The sequence below is a fragment of the Nitrospira sp. CMX1 genome, assembly GCF_054902215.1.
In genome coordinates, this window is the sequence record NZ_JBUBKD010000011.1 from 247,435 (window position 1) to 268,583 (window position 21,149).

The 21,149-nt window shown below is 56.0% G+C and carries 21 protein-coding genes; 8 read left to right on the forward strand and 13 right to left on the reverse strand.

What is annotated here, in order from left to right; all coding sequences use genetic code 11:
* Positions 1 to 34: 34 nt before the first annotated feature.
* Positions 35 to 919 carry a cupin domain-containing protein gene (locus ACYX34_RS03160; RefSeq protein WP_462075105.1) on the reverse strand — a complete coding sequence of 295 codons (885 nt, stop codon included), beginning with the start codon at positions 917 to 919 and terminating at the stop codon, positions 35 to 37.
* The gene (locus ACYX34_RS03165) at positions 916 to 1,518 is read right to left on the reverse strand and encodes a sigma-70 family RNA polymerase sigma factor (RefSeq protein WP_462075106.1); all 603 of its coding nucleotides are present in this window, start codon (positions 1,516 to 1,518) and stop codon (positions 916 to 918) included. Before ACYX34_RS03165 ends, ACYX34_RS03160 begins: the two co-directional genes overlap by 4 nt.
* Before the next feature lie 238 nt (positions 1,519 to 1,756).
* On the opposite strand from ACYX34_RS03165, the gene ACYX34_RS03170 reads away from it, so the two are divergent.
* From ACYX34_RS03170 to ACYX34_RS03190, 5 genes are all read left to right on the forward strand, one after another.
* The gene (locus ACYX34_RS03170) at positions 1,757 to 1,978 is read left to right on the forward strand and encodes a hypothetical protein (RefSeq protein ID WP_462075107.1); all 222 of its coding nucleotides are present in this window, start codon (positions 1,757 to 1,759) and stop codon (positions 1,976 to 1,978) included.
* Between the two features lie 91 nt (positions 1,979 to 2,069).
* Entirely contained in the window at positions 2,070 to 3,512 is a 1,443-nt protein-coding gene (locus ACYX34_RS03175) for a DUF4331 domain-containing protein (protein WP_462075108.1), read from the forward strand.
* A 509-nt stretch (positions 3,513 to 4,021) separates the two neighbouring features.
* Entirely contained in the window at positions 4,022 to 4,462 is a 441-nt protein-coding gene (locus ACYX34_RS03180; RefSeq protein ID WP_462075109.1) for an energy transducer TonB, read from the forward strand.
* Positions 4,463 to 4,464: 2 nt separating this feature from the next.
* A complete protein-coding gene (locus tag ACYX34_RS03185; RefSeq protein ID WP_462075110.1) occupies positions 4,465 to 5,655 on the forward strand; it encodes a tetratricopeptide repeat protein in 1,191 nt (396 codons plus the stop codon).
* Positions 5,655 to 6,776 carry a HupE/UreJ family protein gene (locus tag ACYX34_RS03190; RefSeq protein WP_462075111.1) on the forward strand — a complete coding sequence of 374 codons (1,122 nt, stop codon included), beginning with the start codon at positions 5,655 to 5,657 and terminating at the stop codon, positions 6,774 to 6,776. Before ACYX34_RS03185 ends, ACYX34_RS03190 begins: the two co-directional genes overlap by 1 nt.
* 109 nt (positions 6,777 to 6,885) lie before the next feature.
* Here ACYX34_RS03190 and ACYX34_RS03195 read toward each other — a convergent pair whose 3' ends face one another.
* The 6 genes from ACYX34_RS03195 to ACYX34_RS03220 form a co-directional block, all read right to left on the reverse strand.
* Entirely contained in the window at positions 6,886 to 8,196 is a 1,311-nt protein-coding gene (locus ACYX34_RS03195; RefSeq protein ID WP_462075112.1) for an NAD(P)/FAD-dependent oxidoreductase, read from the reverse strand.
* Positions 8,197 to 8,405: 209 nt separating this feature from the next.
* Entirely contained in the window at positions 8,406 to 9,260 is an 855-nt protein-coding gene (locus ACYX34_RS03200) for a prohibitin family protein (RefSeq protein ID WP_462075113.1), read from the reverse strand.
* A 37-nt stretch (positions 9,261 to 9,297) separates the two neighbouring features.
* Positions 9,298 to 9,663, reverse strand: coding sequence for a hypothetical protein (locus ACYX34_RS03205; RefSeq protein WP_462075114.1), 366 nt, complete (start codon positions 9,661 to 9,663; stop codon positions 9,298 to 9,300).
* Positions 9,660 to 9,791 (reverse strand): hypothetical protein, encoded by a 132-nt coding sequence (locus ACYX34_RS03210; protein WP_462075115.1) that lies wholly within the window; start codon positions 9,789 to 9,791, stop codon positions 9,660 to 9,662. The genes ACYX34_RS03205 and ACYX34_RS03210 overlap by 4 nt, the downstream gene beginning before the upstream one ends.
* 363 nt (positions 9,792 to 10,154) lie before the next feature.
* Positions 10,155 to 10,763 (reverse strand): Slp family lipoprotein, encoded by a 609-nt coding sequence (locus ACYX34_RS03215; RefSeq protein ID WP_462075116.1) that lies wholly within the window; start codon positions 10,761 to 10,763, stop codon positions 10,155 to 10,157.
* Positions 10,764 to 10,839: 76 nt separating this feature from the next.
* Positions 10,840 to 11,244, reverse strand: a complete 405-nt coding sequence (locus ACYX34_RS03220; protein WP_462075117.1) for a response regulator — start codon at positions 11,242 to 11,244, stop codon at positions 10,840 to 10,842.
* Positions 11,245 to 11,904: 660 nt separating this feature from the next.
* Between ACYX34_RS03220 and ACYX34_RS03225 the strand changes: the two genes are divergently transcribed.
* The 3 genes from ACYX34_RS03225 to ACYX34_RS03235 all read left to right on the forward strand — a co-directional run bounded on the left by ACYX34_RS03225 (position 11,905) and on the right by ACYX34_RS03235 (position 14,323).
* Positions 11,905 to 12,138: a hypothetical protein gene (locus ACYX34_RS03225; protein ID WP_462075118.1), complete on the forward strand. Its 234-nt coding sequence runs from the start codon at positions 11,905 to 11,907 to the stop codon at positions 12,136 to 12,138.
* A 545-nt stretch (positions 12,139 to 12,683) separates the two neighbouring features.
* On the forward strand, positions 12,684 to 13,352 hold the full coding sequence (locus ACYX34_RS03230) for an RNA polymerase sigma factor (RefSeq protein ID WP_462075119.1): 669 nt from the start codon (positions 12,684 to 12,686) through the stop codon (positions 13,350 to 13,352).
* A gap of 677 nt (positions 13,353 to 14,029) precedes the next feature.
* Positions 14,030 to 14,323: a cupin domain-containing protein gene (locus ACYX34_RS03235; protein WP_462075120.1), complete on the forward strand. Its 294-nt coding sequence runs from the start codon at positions 14,030 to 14,032 to the stop codon at positions 14,321 to 14,323.
* On the opposite strand, the gene ACYX34_RS03240 is transcribed toward ACYX34_RS03235, so the two are convergent.
* From ACYX34_RS03240 to ACYX34_RS03260, 5 genes are all read right to left on the reverse strand, one after another.
* Positions 14,277 to 15,692 carry a Do family serine endopeptidase gene (locus tag ACYX34_RS03240; RefSeq protein ID WP_462075121.1) on the reverse strand — a complete coding sequence of 472 codons (1,416 nt, stop codon included), beginning with the start codon at positions 15,690 to 15,692 and terminating at the stop codon, positions 14,277 to 14,279. The genes ACYX34_RS03235 and ACYX34_RS03240 overlap by 47 nt on opposite strands.
* Positions 15,693 to 15,814: 122 nt before the next feature.
* Positions 15,815 to 16,144 (reverse strand): YnfA family protein, encoded by a 330-nt coding sequence (locus ACYX34_RS03245; protein ID WP_462075122.1) that lies wholly within the window; start codon positions 16,142 to 16,144, stop codon positions 15,815 to 15,817.
* Positions 16,145 to 16,197: 53 nt separating this feature from the next.
* Positions 16,198 to 19,308: an efflux RND transporter permease subunit gene (locus ACYX34_RS03250; protein WP_462075123.1), complete on the reverse strand. Its 3,111-nt coding sequence runs from the start codon at positions 19,306 to 19,308 to the stop codon at positions 16,198 to 16,200.
* Positions 19,305 to 20,525 carry an efflux RND transporter periplasmic adaptor subunit gene (locus ACYX34_RS03255; RefSeq protein WP_462075124.1) on the reverse strand — a complete coding sequence of 407 codons (1,221 nt, stop codon included), beginning with the start codon at positions 20,523 to 20,525 and terminating at the stop codon, positions 19,305 to 19,307. Before ACYX34_RS03255 ends, ACYX34_RS03250 begins: the two co-directional genes overlap by 4 nt.
* A gap of 80 nt (positions 20,526 to 20,605) precedes the next feature.
* The gene (locus tag ACYX34_RS03260) at positions 20,606 to 21,067 is read right to left on the reverse strand and encodes a hypothetical protein (protein ID WP_462075125.1); all 462 of its coding nucleotides are present in this window, start codon (positions 21,065 to 21,067) and stop codon (positions 20,606 to 20,608) included.
* Between the last annotated feature and the right edge of the window lie 82 nt (positions 21,068 to 21,149).

The following is a 21,149-nucleotide window of genomic DNA, read 5'->3' on the forward strand; positions in this document are numbered from 1 at the left end:
TAGAATGACTGACGCAGTGTCAGCAAGTAGGTTACTACACCATCTCGTTTTGGGGAGAGGAGATCGCGAGAAGGAGACACCCCTCGTCGGTCGACGTGTCATGGTGCACCGTTCCCGCTTCGGCACGGTGATAATCACCGATCGTCATCTCACGGCCAGCGATAAAGCACCCACCCTCAAGGACATAGAGCTCTTCTACGGCAGCATGACGATGCGGAGCATACCTGGTGCCGGGTGCAAAACGGAGAAGCGTGGTAGTCCGTCGTGAGATCGGATCAAAGGAGAGCAATTTGGCCTGCACGCCCTGTGCGATTCTCCGCCAGGTTCCCTCCGATGCCTTCACGAATGTGAGCCCATTCGAAGACGGCCGAGGGATTATGGAGCGAATCAGAAGCGTTCGTAGAAAGGTCGAAACGGCCTTCCAGCAAGATTCCAACCAACCAGACTGCTCGCCTGTCTGCGGAGAAAGACGATTCCTCTGCTCTAGACCTTCACTCCCGGACACTCTTGTGGGGAGGTCGCTGAAAGTAGTCGTCGGAGCTTCCACATCAATGTGAACATTCGAATGCCCATCGACTCGTGAGAGAAGCCGCTCCCGCACCGAATCTCGAGGCTTCACCGGGACAGAGTCTATGGCCAGTGTATTCACAATACGCTCAAACTGTTCGGCTTCACGACTTGCTTCCAACGCAATGGCGTCGACCAACCGTTGGCGCAAGGCCACCGGAGGCGCCACAGGAGTCACGGTATCGGTCAGCGTGCCAGTGATTGCGCAATAGGCATTCACGGTCTGCTGCAAGAGCACAGATTCTCCCTGAAGACCGCGCATAAAGGCCTGCTGCCCCTCCGGACTCAAGATTCCCAGAGCATAGAACAACGCCTGTTCTTCAAATTCATCGGGCAAATTCGTTTCGGTCACGGGTGTAACCCCTCTTCATAAGGTGCGAGGGCTTCCCTCAATTTGATCATGCCCAATCTCATTCGAGTCTTTACCGTACCAAGTGGCACCTGTAGCTTTTCGGCAATCTCGCTCTGGCTCAAACCATAGAAATACGCCAACGCGATCGCTTGCCGCTGCTCCGCCGTCAGCTCCGCCAAGGCTTCTTGGACATATCGTCGTCGCTCTTGGCTCTCCACATCTTGTTCCGGCGTATCGTCCTTGCTGGCAAAGAGATCGATGGTATCTAGTGATTCGAGACGCCCATATTCAGCCGCCCCGGCACGGAACCGATCGATTGCCCTTGTTCTAGCCAACGTCATCAACCATGCACCGGGGGCACCTCGGATGTGGTCGTATGTATGGGCTTGGCGCCACACCTGCGTGTACACGTCCAACGTCACTTCTTCCGCAGCTTCTCGATTCCCGAGGATCTTGAAAATCAGGCCGTAGACCTGAGGACTCGTACGATCATAGAACCTGGCGAGAGCACCCTGATCTCCCTGGGCGGCGAGCGCAATGAGTTGGGCCCACTCTCGGTCTTGGGCGAGCTTGGTCGGTTCCGTGGTCATGATCGACATACAGTCTTCCCCTTGAAACTATACGAGCCGATAGGGAAGATCGGATTGCTGATTGGTAGCTCCATCTGCACCTTCGATGGTGAGGGACTATAACATCAGGCAACTACCCCAACAAGCAACTCTTCCCGTCAGAAATCCAATCGCCGAATCTTCTCGTAGTGAAGAACAGACCGCCGGCAGGTTCAAAGGGGCAAGACAGATTCATCACAGCATTCCACTATGGAGAGGAGAGAGGAACATGAAACAACCCAAGCTTTGGGCCCTAGGGGTCGCATGTACGGTCGGATTCTTGTCCGGCTGCAGCGGAAACGACAGCGTCCCCATCATCACGCCAAGCGGGCCAACCGCCGCCGCGGAGGAACAGCACGTTCCTCGATCAGAAGCCCTGACATCGGAAGAGGCCGCACTGATCAGCCAAGCGGAATCAGAACCAGTCCGGGCTGTACTGCCGGACCTGTAATCCAACCCGCCACAAGGCGGACCCGTTTATTAAGGAGGAATCTATGTTGGCTCGACTTCGACCACTTATGACTATGGCTTTCATAATACTCATGACGACCCCAGTTCTGGCAGCCAGCCATCGTGAAGCTCCGTTGATTGCCAATGACCCGACGGCTGACATCACGGATTTCTATTTTTTCCGGAGTTGGCAGAATCCCGACAATGCCGTCCTCATCATGAATGTCATCCCGAGTCAGGAGCCGGGCTCCGGGCCCAATTACTTCAACTTTGCCGATGATGTGCTGTATGAAATCCACATCGACAACAATAAAAACAATATTGCCGCAAATATCGTCTACCAGATCAGATTTAAAACAGAGATCCGACAACCCGGCAATGTCTTTCCTTTGTCTTATGTGGCCCTGCCACCGGTCACAGCTCTCTCAGGGAACGGGTCGGAAGGACTCCTACTTCGACAGAGCTATACGGTAACGGAAGTTCGCTATGGTCAGCGGCCGCGAGACCTGGGAACTGGCGTCATGTACGCCGTTCCCTCGAATGTCGGCCCTCGCACAATGCCGAACTATGAAGACCTCGCGGAGAAGGGTATCTATCCACTGAAAAATGGCGGGAGGGTCTTCGCTGGCCAACGAGACGAGACCTTCTATATCGACCTAGGAGGAACGTTCGACACGCTGAATCTGCACATTTCGCCGATCCTCTCCGATGCCGATGATGCCAATGATGGAATCATCATTGGTGCGCCGGGAGCCGGGAACGCCGATACGTTCAGTGGTTTTAACGTCAACACCATCGCGTTGGAGATTCCGGTCAGTGAACTGATCGGACCGAACGGCAACAAAATGCTCGGCGCCTATGCCAGCACAAGCCGGCCCAAAGTCACGGTCATCAAGAAGAATGGAGATCGCGACAACAGCACCCGTTTCGTTCAAGTGGCACGTATGGGCAATCCCCTCGTGAATGAGTTGATCATTGCGACGAACATGAAGGACAAGTGGAATGCCACGGATGCGGAGGACGAAAATGAGTTCGTCCTGTTCTACTGCAACTCCGCCCTGGCAACGGCACTCAACACGGTCTTTGGGACCAGTTTCCCGACAACAACTCGCGAGGATCTTGTGAATGCCTTGCTTCGCTATAGCAAAGGGCCATCTGTATGTGGAGCCAACAAAACTACCGAAGCGCTTGCCGACCTCTTACGAGTCGATTTGGATATCCCACCAACTCCAGCCGGTGGACAGCGACGACTGGGCCCACTCGCGCATGACGTGAGCGGTAACGCCACACCGGACAAAGCGGGCTGGCCGAACGGCCGGAGACCGAACGACGATGTCACCGATGTGGCGCTCCGCGTTGTAGCAGGCATACTCACCAACCCAGCGGTGCCGAATCTTGGAGACGGCGTCAACTTCAACGTGGGAGCGGTCGGCAATCAGAAGACGCCCAACGGGATTGCGATGGAATTTCCATTTCTTCCGACCCCACATGATGGCCGAGATCGTCGGCATATCGACTCAAAAGAAGCATTCTAATCATCATAATCGGGTGCCGCAGCCTATGCGGCACCCGCATCATCGGAGACAAGGTTGTGTATCAGGAGTCGATGACATCTGAGTTGAGGAGACAACAGCTACACGGGTGGTTCAGCTCTCTCGTTCTCCACAGTCTCTTGCTTCTCGCAGTATTCCCACTCTTTCGCCTCTCACCGCTAGCCGTACCCAAGAAACTGTTTCACTGGGACATCGCACTCGTGCAGTCGACCCCCCTTGCCGACAAGCCGGCTCAAAACTCCAGCGCTCCCGAACCGACCATATCGAGGCCAACAGAGCGAACGCCTCGACAAGCTCGCGCAGGTCGCCCCATCCATCGTGCCGTTTCATCGGCTGACCCTATCGTACCAATCAAACCGCAGACTGCAGAACCAGTTATGCCAACACCTCAACCAAGCACTACGCCATCCACTTTCTCATCAAGAGAGTCATCCACAGCGTCGGTTGTTGAAAAGTCGACAGCTAACCCTGCACAGGTAGAAACTCCCCCGATGCACCAGATAGAGGAATTGACGGGATCAGCCACCACAGCGCCGCCACCGTCAGAAACAGCGGCCAACGTTGCCACTGATCACGAGCACACTGCGGCATCTAATACGACACCTCTAGCCATGCCAACCGAATCCTCCGCCTCAACAAGCAATCCCGATTACGGCTGGCTTCAGCATGCAATTTTCCAGCGGCTGGAAGAACTCAAGCTGTCATCCCGCCCGTTCCTGGATCAATCACAACCCTTCAAGGTCGTGGTCAAAGCCGTAGTATCAAAGGAAGGGGCGTTATTGGACTCCGTAGTGGTGAAGAGCTCTGGTCTCGACCGCATTGATCAAGAGGCGAGGGCCCTTGTCCAACGGGCCTTCCCGATGCAGTTCGATCGTACGTTGAATCGTCAACAAATCATCATGCGCATCCCTATTTCCTATTCGCGAGATTAACGATGGATAAGACACGACTCACATTGGCACTGATAGGGTACTGGCTTGCCATCTCTTTGTGCACATTTGCCTCGGCCGAGCCTCACCGCCCCACCGACGACAGTCAGGTACTTGAACGGCTCAGTTTTAAATCGTCCGATCCCGGAGCACGAGAAATTCGAAGCTTGCGCGACGATCTTCAGCACAATCCCCGGAATCTTGGAACGGCCGTGAAGCTGGCAACTCGGTATATTGAACAGGGGCGATCGGAAGGTGATCCCCGTTTCTTGGGACAGGCGCAAGCGATCCTGACTCCGTGGTGGACTGGGCCGACACCTCCACCAGCCACACTCCTCCTGCGTGCCACCATCCGCCAGAGCGCCCATGAGTTCAACGAGGCCCTCGCTGACCTGGAGCACGTACTGGAAGTCGACCCGACCAATGCTCAGGCCTGGCTCACCAAGGCCTCAATTCTCCAAGTACAGGCTCGCTATGACGAGGCACGACGAGCCTGTCAGAAACTTGCCCGGCTGGTGGCTTCCCACGTGCTCGTTGGATGTTTGAGCGATATCGCCGGCATGACCGGACAATCGGCCAAGAGCAAAGAGGTACTCCGGCAAGCCCTTTCGGATTCTGCCCTCTCAGGTCGTGAGCGGATTTGGATTGCGACCATCCTGGCTGAAACGGCCTCCCGCACGGAAGCCATTCAAGAGGCAGAAAAATCTTTCGCTGAAGCCGTCAAGGTCGGCATCAAAGATCACTACGTGCTCGGTGCCTATGCAGATTTTCTATTGGATCAAGACCGTGCATCTGACGTCGTTTCTCTGCTTCGATCGGAGACCAGAGCCGATGGACTGCTATTGCGCTTGGCCCTCGCGGAACAGGTGTTGAAGCTGCCCACCTTCCAAAGCCATGCGGCCGAGCTCGCAGCCCGCTTTCATGCAGCTCGGGAACGAGGAACGATCGTTCATATTAGAGAAGAAGCGCGGTTCACACTCACGTTGCAACACGATGCTCAACGGGCTCTGTCATTGGCTCTCGCAAATTGGACCGTCCAACGGGAACCGGCTGATGCCAGGATTCTCCTTAACAGCGCGCTCGCCGCCGGGAACCGTCGCGCTGCCCAACCGGTGCTTGATTGGTTACAAACAAACCATGTGGAGGATTTCCGTCTCCGGCAACTCGCAAAGCAGATACAGGAGGCGACCTTCTAGTGCATATCCTCGTCATCATCTCCTGTCTGTTGTTCAGTCTCCCTGCCTGGGCCCACAAGCCCAGCGACAGCTATCTTTCACTGATTGTCCGGAACCATCACGTTGTAGGCCAGTGGGATATCGCCTTGCGTGATCTCGACAATGCGATTGGATTGGACCGTGATGGGGATGGTCAACTGACCTGGGGAGAAGTTCGTACCAAGCATGACGAGATCAGAGCCTACGCACTTGCTCGTCTTGCCCTATCAGCGGGCAAGCACGCCTGTTCGACGCAAGAGCTGGAACACCTGATCGACCATCACACGGATGGAGCCTACGCAGTTCTGCGTTTCCGTTCCGATTGCAGCGAACCGATCGAACGGCTTGCGGTGGATTACCAACTCCTGTTCGATATCGACGCTCAACACAGGGGACTCTTACGTCTGACCCAAGGCGGACAGACCAGCAGCGCCATTTTCAGCCGTGAATCCCCTTCTCAAGAATTCTCTGTGGCCGAGCGCTCACATTGGAACGACGGTGTTCAGTTCATTCGCGAAGGCATCTGGCATATCTGGATGGGGTTTGACCATGTCCTCTTCTTGCTTGCCCTCTTGCTTCCCGCAGTCATGGTTCGAGCCAACAGCCGCTGGCAAGCAGCAGGTAATTTCCCATCAGTCTGCTGGAACGTCGCGAGTATCGTCACCGCATTCACCCTAGCCCATTCTCTGACGTTGAGCCTAGCCGCGCTTGACGTCGTCCGGTTGCCGTCACGTCTGGTAGAATCAACAATCGCCGCCTCGGTTGTGCTCGCAGGACTTGGCAACTTATATCCTGCGATGACGACTCGCCGCTGGATGATTGCCTTCGGCTTTGGGCTGATCCACGGATTCGGGTTTGCGGCAGTGCTCACTGATCTCGGATTACCTCAGGATTCATTGTTACTCAGTCTAGTGAGCTTTAACGTCGGCGTGGAAGTCGGTCAACTCGCCATCGTCGCGGCGTTCTTACCCTTGGCCTATCTGATCCGCCATTCCTGGTCCTATCCTCGACTGGTCCTCACCGGCGGCTCGCTCGCGGTAATCGCTATCGCCCTCGTCTGGTTCACCGCGCGGGCCTTCGACATTCAGTTGTTTCCTCTCTAGCAGCATTGCACCTGACTACCATAAATACTGCCCAGCATGTTGAGCGATTCATAGAGAGTCTCGTGGAGACTTTAGAACGACAGTTCACTCTCAGCGAGTGGCGCAGAATTCATGCCGGTTTCTTCACGTCTGCTGCCGATCGTGGTGATAAGGGGCGAGTCGTTCTGAAGTGAACCAGATCTTTGGAAAAGAGGACATCAAGGGTCCAGTCCAGGGCAACAAGGACTTTCTTCTCGAAACGAGGGAGTTTCAGCAAGTAGATCGTGCGCCAGAGCCACCAAGCGATGAAACCGGAAAAGTTCACGCCGAGGATGTTCGCGACGCCGGTGCGTTTCCCAATCGGGGCCAAGAGCCCGATCGTGGAGTAGACAAACGGCTTCTTCCACCCCTTTCGCACAGTGGCGAGAATATTCTGCGCCGCGATCCGTCCTTCACGCAGCGCGTGTTGCGCAGTCGAAGGATGGAATGCGCCGGTCCGACGATCCGGTACAAGAGCACAATCGCCCAAGGCCCAGACACCCGGCCACCCGGGAACTTCCAGATATTCGTTCACGAGCACTCGGCCTTTCTCCCGTTGACAAGGTAGGGTGTTCAAGAGGGTATGCGGCTTGATACCAGCAGTCCAGACCAGTGTATTAGTCGTCACCGTCGTCCCATCGCTGAGGGTAATGTCGTGATCCGTCACCGCCGTGACTTTACAGTTGGTGTGGATTTCGACCCGCTGCTCGATCAGTTTGCGCTGGGCATAGGTCCCAAGCTTCTCTCCCAGTTCTGGCAAAATGATCCGCCCCGAACTGACCAGAATGATGCGCAGCATGTCTTCCCGCAGATGAGGAAAGAAACGGATCGCCTCCCGGAGAAAGTCGTTCATGGCCGCAACGGTTTCGACTCCCGCAAAGCCGCTGCCGGCCACCACGAAATTCAGGAGGCCTGCCCTGAGGGAGGCCCCGCACTCAAAATCGGCTTCTTCCAGGTTCGCAATGAGATGGTTACGCAACACGATTGCGTCACTCAGTGACTTCATGGTGAAGGCACGCTCGGCTAAGCCGGGGATCTCAAAGAAGTTCGTCGTGGACCCAAGTGCCAATACCAGGTGATCGTAAGGCAGTACATGGCAATGGCTCTCATGTCCATGCGACACTCCCACTCGTTGCTGCACGAGGTCGATGGCTTCGACCTCGCCATGAAAGAATGTGACCCTCCGCAGCAACTTGCGGATCGGGCTCACGATGTTGGTGATATCGAGGTCACTTGCTGCAACCTCATGGAGCATCGGGGTGAAGAGAAAAAAGTTGTCGTGGTTGACGAGAGTCACATCCAAGTTGGATCCTCGATCCAGCGCTTGTTCCAATTCCAACGCGGCATACATCCCACCAAACCCTCCCCCGAGAATTACGACACGTGGCTTGTCCTTGGACATATCCCCTCAGTTAATACAGATTGGGGTCGGGGAATACCGCGTAGGAAGCTGGTTCAACGGATAAGCCAGATGCGGCCTTTCCGCCTTCTCCATCCCACAAGGCCCTCTGCAGATCCACTTCGCAGTTATTACTATGATCGGCATACCCCTCGTGCTTAGAAATGCCGCTCCAAACTAAAGACTTCCAGCATACGCCCAACAGCAAGAACTCATCTCCCCGACATCGTGGCCTCTCCCGGATTGATGATCAGCGGCGTCTTCATATGCTCCGGCAAGATGATGACCTTGGCATTCGAGCTGTCATACAATTTGTACTGGAGATAGGCCGGCGTCAGGGTTTTAGTAATGGTCTCCTGCGCCTGAGCCTGGCCCACAGCCCGAATTCGGAGTCCCTCGGCCTCACCGTCGGCTCGGATCCGGATCGCATCCCCCTCACCTTTCGCTCTGGTACGCGCGATCTCGGCATCCTTCGCAGCGATGGTGAGCTCAAACTCTTTTTGTTCTTTCTCCTGTTCCTTCGCTTGTTTCTGCTCAATGGCCCGCAACACGAGTTGTGGAAAATCGACATCGGACAAGGCAATGTTCTGAACTTCTAAGTGCCGACCTTTGAGGTTTTCCACCACGACCGCTCGAACTTTGCCGGCGATCTCCGTGCTCTTTTCCGGTACCGATACCATGTTATAGCCGGAAACAACGCTCCTCACGGCGGCCATGAACTGCGGTCTCACAACACGGACATAGTAATCAGCACCCACTTCTTGGTTGAGAAAATACAGCTCGTCCGCGATGGGCCGAAGAATGATCGCCGCCTTGATGAGCACCTGCAGATCATCCGCGCTCAAGGCATCGATCTCCTCGGTGTGGCTTTGCCATCGAACGTCATAGACAAACACGTCATTCCATGGTGCACGCCAGTAATAGCCGTCTTTCAGAGGCTCTTGGGAAAGCCCTTGGGTGAGTGGATGCCAGAACAGTCCCCGTTGGCCAGGCTGGATGGTGGTTCCGCAGGCCGTCGTCAGCAACAATAGTGCGACGGCGAAACTCCTCATGGTGATCCGTATCATAGGTGCCTCCTGATGCAACCACGCCAGCTGTGGCGGGTTAGTGATCTCGCGATGGTGCAGGTTGCTCTGAAGAACGCCCTCTGCCGAGCTTGAGGTGTTGCTCGGCGAGTCGAGCTTGTTCTCGTGCAACTTCTTCATAAAACTTGACTAAGAGTCTGGCGCCCGATACCCAATCGGACTCTGGTCCAAACAGTTGTTCATACACCACGGCCTGATTGGCCAGTTCGTCGGCTTGCTGACGTGCACGCACCGCCTCATGGCGGTAGTGGTGCGCAATCGTCTCGTGATCGTCACCTGGATTGAGCGTCGTCATCTCCAACGGAACCATGGGTGCGCCAGTGCAACTCAGCAGAAGGGGAAGGATGACGAGAAGCATGAGGGAACGGAATGCTGGGTGCCTCATAACGTCACCTCCGTCGTCACCGAGAGACCGTCATGGGACGATGCAGACGATGGGTTAGGAAATTCACCCATCGCGGAAGAACCGGCGATGGCCCCATAGGTGTCCTTCCCGATGGGTGTATTCTGCATGACATCATCCGGCAAGACTCGTTACTGTCTCATTTCCTAAATCGTAACCGGGGAACCGGTGGAAGTCACGTTGCTCGCTCCTGACTCTGCACATCAGCCGACAAAATAACTATACCCCCCCCCTCAGGGCTACACGTTTACCCAGTACGTCCTGTTGGAATCCAACGTCAGACATGCCTGATCACTTCGGACAAGGTAATCGACTGCGAGAAGTACCTGAGTGCACGTCGGATCCGGACAGAGCCGCTCTATCTCGTCCAGACGATATCGCATTCCCTGTTGCTGCAACGCGGTGAGCCCCTGTGCATACGTTCTCCTAGTTGCGTATATGCCTTCCAGTTGTCGCATCAAAACCAGCCTTTGCTACGAGCCACCAGAGACCGTCTTCTCATCGTCACTCCCCACGGGCGATGACCCGGACGGCTTGGCCTCAAGACAGATGGTGCGTTCTTCCGGAGGGTATTGGACCGAGCCTGAACTGGAAATCCAATACTTGTTCTTCACTCCTTCAGTATCCCAAATGTGAAGGCATTGCGCTCTCAGATGGGGCAACATCCGTGGCGCGCCGCCGAACATTTCTGGGCCGGCTTGGTACGTGGTGCCGATCACAAAGAGCCGATTCCCTGCCTGCAACATTCTTGGCTCCACAGGCCCCTGGAAGGTGACGGCGAACCAGGGTGCGCCGTCCTGTTGGTCGCTCGTTGGGCTCGACGCAAGTCGAGTATCCAGAGGTCTCTCTTCGGCCAGAATGACCAGACGCTCCGATTGATGTATGACTCGTATGATCTCACCGGCCAACTCCACCTTGTGCGGGACAAAGGTAGTGCGCGAGAGCTGATAGGCCTCTTGCTCCCAAGCCTTGGCGTCAAACGTATTGGCTTCGACGTCTTTCGTCACCGCGGGAGGAAACATCGGGGTGGCTGAGCATGCCCCCAACCACACACCTAGCACGATCAATTCAGTGATACGCATGGGTAACGCTCCTTTCTCCAAGAGATGGGAGAGAGGTCTTGGAGGCGATCGTAGTTCGAGACCGTTCATCTAACGATCAGATCATCCTTGTCGTCTCCACGAGAGAGCCGGGGCGCATGATAACCTCACGCAGGACCTCGATCAGCTTCCTCGTGTTGATTGGTTTAGGTAGACAGGCGGCAGCTCCTTCAATCAGCGCCAGCTGAACGATCTCATCGACGAGGCTACCGAGCATAAGAATGACGGGCAGTTGAGGCCATACAAGACGACATTGGCAGAGGAGATCAAAGCCATCAAGGTACGGCACATAGAGATCTGTAATCACGGCATCGAACGAACGTTCGTGGAGTACCCTCAAGGCTTGCAATCCATCCTCCACTGCCACCACGGTAATCGCGTGCTGTTCAAGATACTCACCAATGAGACGGCGCACCGTCTCCTCATCATCGACGACTAACACACATGTGCGATGTACCGTCATCCTGCTCTCCCTTCGTCAGCCACACTACGAAGGACCGCAATGGGATGGCGGGGTGGAGGTGATAGGAGGGTACCCCACCCTCTGGTCCGAGCCGGAAGGTTCAAGGCTCAGGCCATGACCCTCAACGTAATCCGATCTAGTCGGCTGTTACGTCATATCCTGTCGTCCCCATTCGGTCATCATCCAAGAGCAGCGCCGACTGCTGTGATCCATCCACCCAATAATACCGTCCTGTTCAAAGGCACCCTCCGTGCGCTCTCACGTTGCTTCATCCATGTCCGTAAGATTCCCTCCCGGTCAACGGTCAGCCAAATATCTTGACAGTACGGAGTGAAATCCCGGCCTCCAACCCCACTCCTTCTCGGCGATAGAGCCAGCGTCCTTGTGTTCTCTACTCATCGACGCCTCTCTTTTGCTCTACCTCATATAATATGACGGCGTGGACGATAAAAAGGTTACAACCACGGGTCTTCGCTGATGGAGGTCATCGGGAAAAGTCTGATGTTCCTGAAGAAAGACCTGTAACCTTTCAACCAGCACCCCCGTCTTAAGACATGGACAGAGCCTCCCCACTCGCGGAAGTGTCATCAGCGTCAGAGTGCATGCGCATCGGCCCCCGGAGCTCCTGCGCACAATCCTGATGGAGGAAGTACCGACACGATGAGTACCTCGGGCGATGAGCATCTCCGGAAATTGGAACAAGCTCTTCTTGAGGCCCACCGGGTTCGACGTGCGCCGCTGTGGGACGTGGGGTGGGCCAAGAGCGTGATGCAAGAGATTCATCGCCTGTCGAGACATCAGCCGTCAGCCTCAGTTGGAATGATCCGCGTGAAAGAAGCACAGCTGACCGCACTCGAACGGGATGCAAGAAATGATCACGGTTTCGCACGGTGATGCCGTGCGATTTCACACGATTACACCATACATCTTCCACGGTATTCTTCTCAGAACTGCCCTCGGTATAGAACCTGGCTCAGGAAAGTATTCCTCGTCTCTCCTGCTCCAGCCCAGCTGGTCCCATGTCTCCACCTCGATTCGAGCTGAATTGTCGCGATGTTCCATATCCAGACAGAGATAGAGGGGCAATACCAGCGATTCTCCTTCTCTGCTCATAACTGACCACCACGTGCCCCTCCTGCGGAGAATCTGCTCTGCATCATGGACGTGGTACACGGCCTGCACAATATGTGGAGTTGGATACAGCGGTGCCCCGGTTCATGGATGAGCGACACCGCTACGGTCCGACACCTGTCATCGGGAGCCGGTGATCATCATCCGTTCTCCGAAGGCTGTAATGGATAAGGCGGTAGTACGATGTGCCGACCTTACGTCATATCAGGTCTTCTTGATCATCGATATATTTGGAACAGTCGCGCAGTGAAGCGACGAGCCGGTAACAGTGAAAAGAAGGGAAGCACGACATGGCTGTTGCGGCAAGAATGACACTCAATTTGGTGGCGCAAACGGCCACTCACCTCTCCCCCGCGCGAGGCAGGGTTATTGGGGTATGGCCAAGAGATGTATGGGCTCAATCTGACGGCGAGGATGCAGACCTAGTCAAACGCGTCGTCGCAGGTGAAACCGAATGCTTCGAAAACTTGATGCTCCGCCATCGGGATCATGTCTGCCGAATTGTGTGTGGGCATGTCCCGCCCGAGAAAGTAGCGGAGCTTACGCACGAGATCTTTGTGAAGGCCTATACCGGACTCGGAACGTATCGGTTTGAAGAACCCTTTTCTCACTGGCTGACCACGATCGCCGTCCGCACCTGCTATGACTTTTGGCGGGCACAGCGGGCAGCGGACGTACCGGTGAGCGCGCTTACGACCGAGCATCAACGCTGGATCGACCAGGTACGGGCGGCTCAGTCATACGAGGGTTTTGCCGAACGAGCTCGCCAGGAGGAAGCCAGGGAGGTCTTACAGTTGGCGTTGGCCCAACTCACACCGGAAAATCGCATGGTCGTGACCTTGGTGCATCTCGACGGCTATTCTGTCCGCGAAGCGGCAGGGTTGTTGGGGTGGAGTGTGATCAACGTCAAAGTACGCGCGCATCGAGCCCGGCACCAGTTACGCACGATCCTCAGAGCGGCGGTCGCCCAACCATGAGCACAAGCGACAACGAGCGCCTTCGAACGGTGATGAGGCTTTAGTCGGGGTTAATCCGGAAGCAACTCCTCTTGCCCTTGATTTACCTTGAGCAGTACGGCTCCCTGACCGCTCGTTTGGAATATCGTCGGATTCTACGAACAGACGCCGGTAGGCTGGGACAATTGGCCGCCTTACTAAAGGCAGAGGGTATTTGGGACCGTATCAAGGTCACTCAGAACCGCTACCTGTCAGCCGGACTTCAGGCGCTAGAGTGCATCACTCCGTCGGATGACCGCACAACTTTGTCGGTGCTTGCCACGTATGCGATTGATCATTACTCGTAACATCCGCTGCCTTCAATTAAGATTCCAATGCCTTGCAGCAGTGGATCACTGACGACTCGCACTTCTCAGGAACAGCTGGGCAGGCAGTCTTTAAAGGATTTCTCCAAGTCTGTAGAGGATTCAAGTCTCGCGACCTCCGTTCTCCCGGCAGTCGGTTCAGGTTCCCCTGATTCTCCCTCGCCACGCTCTATGACTGCCCAAGCCCAACGGGTGTACGGCCTCATCGTTAAGATTCTGAGAAATCGCGAAGCAGCGGAAGAAGTGACGCTGGGCATCTACGTCCAGGTCTGGCGGCAGCGTGACGGCTAAGATTTTGCACTTTGCCCCTGTTTCTCGCCGAGCACGGCACTCGTGCGGATGGTCCCGGGTTTGATCTATGCTCCCCATCGACACGCCGGACCGGAAGGGCTCTATGTTTTGGAAGGCGGGTGGTTCTGCAGCGGCCAGGAGTTGGCTGCGGGAGACGATCATCGCACTGAGGCCGGCACGGAACATCCGACACGTCTTCCGACGACGGCTGCCTCATGCTCATCAGCTCCTCTCCACAGAATGAAATGCTTGGCTGAAACCCGGAAGGTACGAACCGGATGGTCTTCCCCTACTCTCCCTGAATCGGGACGTACATCACATTGCCCTGGCGGTTGACGAGGAGGAGCGCCAAGTCGGTGGGCTTTAAGGGCTCAGCAAATCGTTGCAGTGCCGAAAAAGTAGTGACATGCTGTCGGTTTAGCTCCACCACCACGTCACCGGGTTGTAGACCTGAGGCTTCGGCGAGGCTCCCTTCTTCGATGTCTGTCACAACGACGCCATTGTTTACCGGCAAATCCATTTGGCGTGCCAGGGGCGGCGTCACATCATCAAAGACCACCCCAGCAAGCGGGTGCACGGTCGAAGCTGTGGCGGACGCTGTCTGACTCTTCTTTGGCCGTTCACGTGGGGCTTCCTGAATGACTAAATCAGCTTGATACTGCTTTCCTTCCCGAATGAGATCTAATCGATGCTTGCTCCCGATCGGCGCCTGCGCCACCAGGTTCCGTAACTGGCCGCTATCCATAACTTCTCGTCCGTCAAAACGCACCACGACATCGCCGCGTTTCAAACCGGCTCGTTCGGCAGATCCCTTGGCTTGCACATCCGTCACGATCGCTCCCTTGACGTCCGGGAGGCGAAAGATCTTTCCTAACGGAGAGCTCACATCCTGTGTCGACGCGCCCAGAAACCCTCGCACCACGCGGCCCGTTTTGATGAGGCTCTGCATGGCAGCACGAGCCATGTTGCTGGGGATCGCAAACCCGACGCCGACGCTGCCGCCGGTAGGACTCGCAATCGCCGTATTGATACCGACAAGCTCACCATGCGTATTGACCAGAGCTCCGCCTGAATTGCCCGGGTTGATCGGCGCATCCGTCTGGATAAAGTCCTCAAAATCCGCCACACCGACGTCGGCCCGCCCGACCGCACTCACAATGCCAAAGGTAACGGTACGGCTCAATCCCAATGGATTCCCGATCGCAAGCACAAAGTCGCCGACGGCCAGTTGGCTCGAATCTCCCCATGCTGCAGTCGGCAGATTCGACGCATGGATCTTCACCACCGCCACGTCGGTCTTCGGGTCCGTTGCAACGACCTTCCCCTTGTATTGGCGACGATCCGCTAAAATCACTTCGACATCGACGGCGTCGGCCACGACGTGGTTGTTCGTCACAATGTAGCCATCCGGCGACACGATCACGCCCGACCCTTGCCCGTACTGCCGGCGTGCCGTGGGCTCCTTGAAGAGACCGAACGGTAGCGCCTCGTCGCTGAACGACTGATCACGCACCATGACGGTGGAGGCAATGCTGACTACGGCGGGGATCACCTTATTCGCGGTCGCCTTGACTTGCCCTTGTAGGTCGTGACCGCTCGTTGCAGGGATCTGTTGCGTCCCAGCCTGTCCCAAACCCGGAACCGCCAGACCGACAAGGATTCCGTACACTACGCCATGCACGACACTTCTCAGGCTTCTTTTCACCGATAGGCCTTCTATGCAGTCCAGTGTTCTACTGTCGTCAAAATATCGAGCGCCAGCTTATCACGCACGATGGGCACAAGCATTCACAATTCGATATGGTGTCTACAATGCCCTGAGTGACTTCATGCGCGAGGAGCATACATAATGATAAGCATTCCAACTAAACAAAACCCGGCGCCTACTAGGTCGTAGCGGTCCGGTCGAACTCCGTCGATGCCCCATCCCCAGAGTAAGGACAACAGGATAAACATGCCGCCGTATGCCGCATAGACACGACCAAAGTGAGCCGGCTGTAAGGTTGGAATCAGTCCGTAGCCAATCAGCAGCATCGCGCCCACAAGCCCATACATCCAGTGCCGGTGCTCTCTGATCGCAAGCCATATCAAATACCCGCCCCCGATTTCACACAAACCAGCAAGGACAAAAAGCCCGAGTGACATAGGAAGAGACACAGCTATCTCCTTCGCCATCAGTGTTTATATCCACAAACAAGCCCTGTCGGGCATCATGAAGGGGTGGCACCTCGAACCTTTTTCTCGACACGTTCCTCGATCCACCGATACAACACCGGCAAGACAATCAACGTCAACAGGGTCGATGAAATCAATCCGCCGATCACCACCGTCGCCAGCGGTCGTTGAATTTCCGATCCAGGCCCGCTTGCCAACAACAGTGGCATCAGCCCCAGCGCCGCCACCAGGGCCGTCATCAAGATCGGACGAAGCCGTAAGACCATTCCGGTCACCACCGCCTCATCCAAAGGCTGACCCTGCTGTCGCAATTGGTTGATATAGGCGATCTTCACCACTCCGTTGAGTACCGCGACACCGAACAGTGCAATGAACCCGACAGAGGCCGGCACTGACAGATAGAGCCCCCCGATCAACAACGCGACAAGACCCCCGACCATCGCAAAGGGGATTGCCAAGAGAATCAACGTCGCCTGCCTGAGATTCCCGAATGTCAGGAACAAGAGCAGAAAAATTAGGCCGATGACCACCGGAACCACGATTGCCAGGCGAGCCATCGCCCGTTGCTGATTTTCGAATTGCCCTCCCCAGGTGACATAATAGCCAGGCGGCAATCGCACCAGACCGGCCACGGCCCCCTGAGCCTCCTCCACGGCCCCGACCAGATCTCTCCCAACCACGTTCGCCTCGATGACCACTCGCCGGCTGGCCTGTTCCCGACTGATCTGTGCCGGACCTTCCACGATTTGGATATCAGCAAGTTCCCGCAGAGGAATGCGAGCGCCGTCCTGCGCTGTCACCCAAAGGGCCTTGATCGACTCGATATCGCCCCGTCGGTCGTCCGGAAACCGCACCACGATCGGAAATCGCCGTTGCCCTTCAAAGACGTCCCCTGCACGAATCCCGGCACCGACGGCCTCGATCACTTCCGTGATGTTGGACACATTGATTCCATGACGTGCCACCTTGGATCGATCGACATCAAGTTTCAAGTAATACAACCCCGAGACTTGCTCGACGCGAAGATCAGAAATACCCTTCACCTGTTGCAGCAGACGTGCGATCTCCTCTGCCTTTGTCCGCAAGATGTCGAGGTCGTCTCCGAAAAGCTTGACCGCCACCTGTGAACGGACTCCAGATACCAGCTCATCCACACGCATCGCGATCGGCTGCGATAACCCGAAGGCAATGCCTGGCACCTGCCTCAATCGCTGACGGACCTGCTCTTCAATTTCATGTTTGCTATGTGCCTTCCACTCGGATTCTGGCTTGAGCAAGACATACATGTCGCTGAGTTCCATTCCCATCGGATCCGTCCCTAACTCATTGGCACCGGTGCGGGTCACCACCGAACGCACATCCGGGAGCTCCAACAACAGTCGTTCGACCTGTCCGGAGATCTTGAGTGATTCAGTGAGACCAATGCTCGGCAGCCGCACCAAATTCACCACAATCGATCCTTCGTCCATGATCGGCACGAACTCCCGTCCGATCAAAGGAACGAGCGCGATGCCTCCGACCAACACCATCGCCGCCGCCGTCACCACCACGGACGTCCGACGAATGCTCCTCTCCAGAAGTTGCCGATACAGCCTCCGCCCTGTCGCCAAGGCCGTTCCTTCTTCCCCTGAGGATCGAGGCTTCATGAGTAAGACCGCCAACACCGGGATGACCGTCATTGAGAGCGCCAGTGAGCTGAGGAGGACAATCACCACCGTCAGGGCCAGCGGGATAAACATCTTCCCTTCGATCCCTTGAAGCGTGAGCAAGGGAACGAAGGTGAGTGCGATGATCAACTCTCCGAACAGGCTCGGCCGTCTGACCTCCAATACGGCACGAAGAACCAGAGGAAGCCGCTCCGATACAGTGGTGGAGGAGGTCCCGCCTTCGAACCGTTCGCTCAAATGCCGCTCGACATTTTCCACCTGCACGATTGCGGCGTCGACGATCATTCCTAGAGAAATGGCCAATCCTCCCAACGACATGAGATTCGCCGAGAGCCCGACCCGCTGCATGATCAAAAATGTGGTCAGCGTGGCGAGCGGTAACGTCAGGGCGACGACCAAGGCACCGCGTAGATTTCTCAGGAACAGATAGAGCACGAGAACCACAACGACGGCGCCCTCCAGCAAGGCCCGCTCAACGGTTTCAAGCGCCCTGGTCACGAGTTCAATCCGGTCATAGAACGCCGTGATTGTGACGCCATCCGGCAACAGCCGATTAATCACGCCCACTTTCTCCTTCACGGCGGAAACAATCTGTCGGCTGTTCCCACCACGGAGCATGACGGCAATGCCTTCCATGACTTCGCCGGTTCCATCCCGTGTGACGCCTCCCAATCGAACGGCATGCCCCTGCCGCACCTCCGCCACATCCCGTAGATAGATCGGTGTTCCTTGACGTGCCGTCACGACAATGCGGGCCAAATCTTCGGCGGAACGGGCCAAACCCTGGCCATAGATCACCAACTTATCGCCGCCTCGTTCGATGTAACTGCCGCCGGCATTCTGATTATTCTCCGTCACTGCCGATTGAACTTGCCGCAGGGTGAGACCCAAGCTGGTCAATCGATTGGGGTCTACAAGCACATGGTACTGCTTCGACAATCCCCCCAAGGTATCGACATCCGCCAGCCCTGGTACGGCCCGCAGCATCGGACGAATCACCCAATCATGGAGCGTCCGGAGCTCATGAAGACTTTGTGATGGACCGTCCACAAGATACATGAAGACCTCGCTGAGTCCCGTGCTCACAGGCCCGAGGACCGGCTCGGCCCCCGACGGCAACTGTGAGCGGACCTGAACCAGCCGCTCTAAAACCAGCTGCCGTGCGAAATAGTTATCGACCGTATCCTCAAATACCACGGTAATCACTGAAATCCCGAACCGCGAGACCGATCGTAGTTCCGTTTTTCCAGGCAAGTTGATCAACTCAATCTCAAGCGGAAACGTCACGAGACGCTCAATTTCCGGAGGCGCCAGAGCAGGCGCACGAGTAATCACTTGAACTTGAACCGGCGTCACATCTGGGAAGGCATCGATCGGCACATAACGGAACGCGACCACTCCGCCGATACTCAGTCCGAGCGTCACCAGCAGCACGATGACCCGCTGCTCCAGCGATGTGCGGATCAGCCATTCGATCACAGCGGACCTCCCATCGACATCTGCCCGCGAAGCGCTTCGGACTTCAGTGCGTAACTACCTTCCGTGACGATCTCTTCGCCTTCCTTCAACCCGGCCTTGATCTGGACGTATTCGTTCGACGACTCCCCGGTTGTTACTTCGAGCCATTCAAACCGTCGCAAGCCTCGTGTGACGAATACCATGGTGCGGTTGCCGACCTGCTGCAGGGCGGCACGCGGTACGGCCAAGAGCGATTGTTCCTGAGTCCGTACCGTCACCTCGGCGAACATTTCTGGGCGTAACCGTCGATCTGAGTTGGGAATCTGCGATCGGGCCGTAATCGTCCTGGTGGCCGGATCGATCATGGCACCGATATAGGTAATGGTGCCCTGAAATACCGTCTCCGGATAGGCCGAGACCCGCACCTCCACGACCAGGCCTGTTTTCAGCATCCCGATTTGCTGTTCCGGAAAGTCCGCCCTGACCCATACAGTGGAGAGATCCGCCACGGTGAAGAGCGTCTTACTTGAGTCAACGACTTCGCCGACCGTCGCATTCCTCTCGATGATTTCTCCGGAAAAGGGAGCTCGCAAAAACACCTGGGCCACCTCGGCATGCGGCAACTGTTCGGTAGACAGCCGCTGAATTTCCCGTTCCGCCATCCCGAGTAGATGGAGCTTCTCTTCCGCTTCGTAGAGTTCGGCCTTGGCATTTTCATACTCGGCTTCACGACGCTGATATTCGCTGATCCCGATCGCACCTTCGGCGGAAAGCGCCTTGGCCCGTTCAAAAGCCTTTTCCGACACCCTCATGGCCGTGCGTCTCTTGCGATACTCCAGCTGAGCCTCACCAAACGCCGGACTATCGAGCAACAGTAGCCGCTGACTAGATTCCACTCGATCGCCAAGATTGGCATAGACAGCCACGATGCGCCCCGGCACTCGTGGGCCCAGATGGGCCAGCCGGTTCTCATTGGGCAAAATCTTTCCTCCCTGCGCCTTCAGCGACATTCGCATGGAACGGTACCCCACCCGCTCCGTCTGAATCTGTGAGAGCATTGAACTCCCATCCGGCAACTCGATCATACCGGCTTGAGCTGCTGACTGTGTTGCGTGAGGAGGTCGTTTCTGTGCCTCATCTTGTGATGGTTGACAGGACACAGCCGAGAGAACCGCCGCAAAAGATACGACGAGACGTGCTGTATATCCTGGTGTGAGAGACTTCCAGGAAGAGATCATAACCATTCTCCTGTCGCCGATGACGTGTTGTCCAAGGGGCGCTCGAAACTATCGCAAGGTAATATGAACGGACCGGAGCGCTACACGGAAAGAGGAGGCGGACCACGGAAGGAATGATCGTGAAGTAACTGTGCAGGAGAAAACAGAGCGACGGCCTCTGACTCTTGCAAAACGCCGGGCTCAAGAGTCAATGTCACGGCAGACACGAGAGTATGGGTCTGGCTCAAGAAAGGATTGAACGACTTACGATCTGAATCAGTCAGCAGTGAGAAATCGATCTCGATATGCCGATGACCCAATCCGGCCACAGCCTCGCCGGCATCGTGCGAATCGGTTGCAAACGATGAATGCCTCTCGGTCTCGCACTCGAGATCTGGCGACATGACCGTATGCACTGTGCCGCCATGGAGATGACCAGCTTGTCCATGAAGATGGTCGGCGTCTGGATGCACATGGAACAAGGGAACCACCAGCATCCACAGGGACACCCAGATCAGGACGGCTTTGCGAAAACCACTGAGTAATGGACTATTCGATTTCATTCTCTATTAAGGCTAGCACAGTTGTCCGTGACCATCAATTGAGGAGCTTTTGCTTGTCCGACACATTCGAGGTAATGTCTCC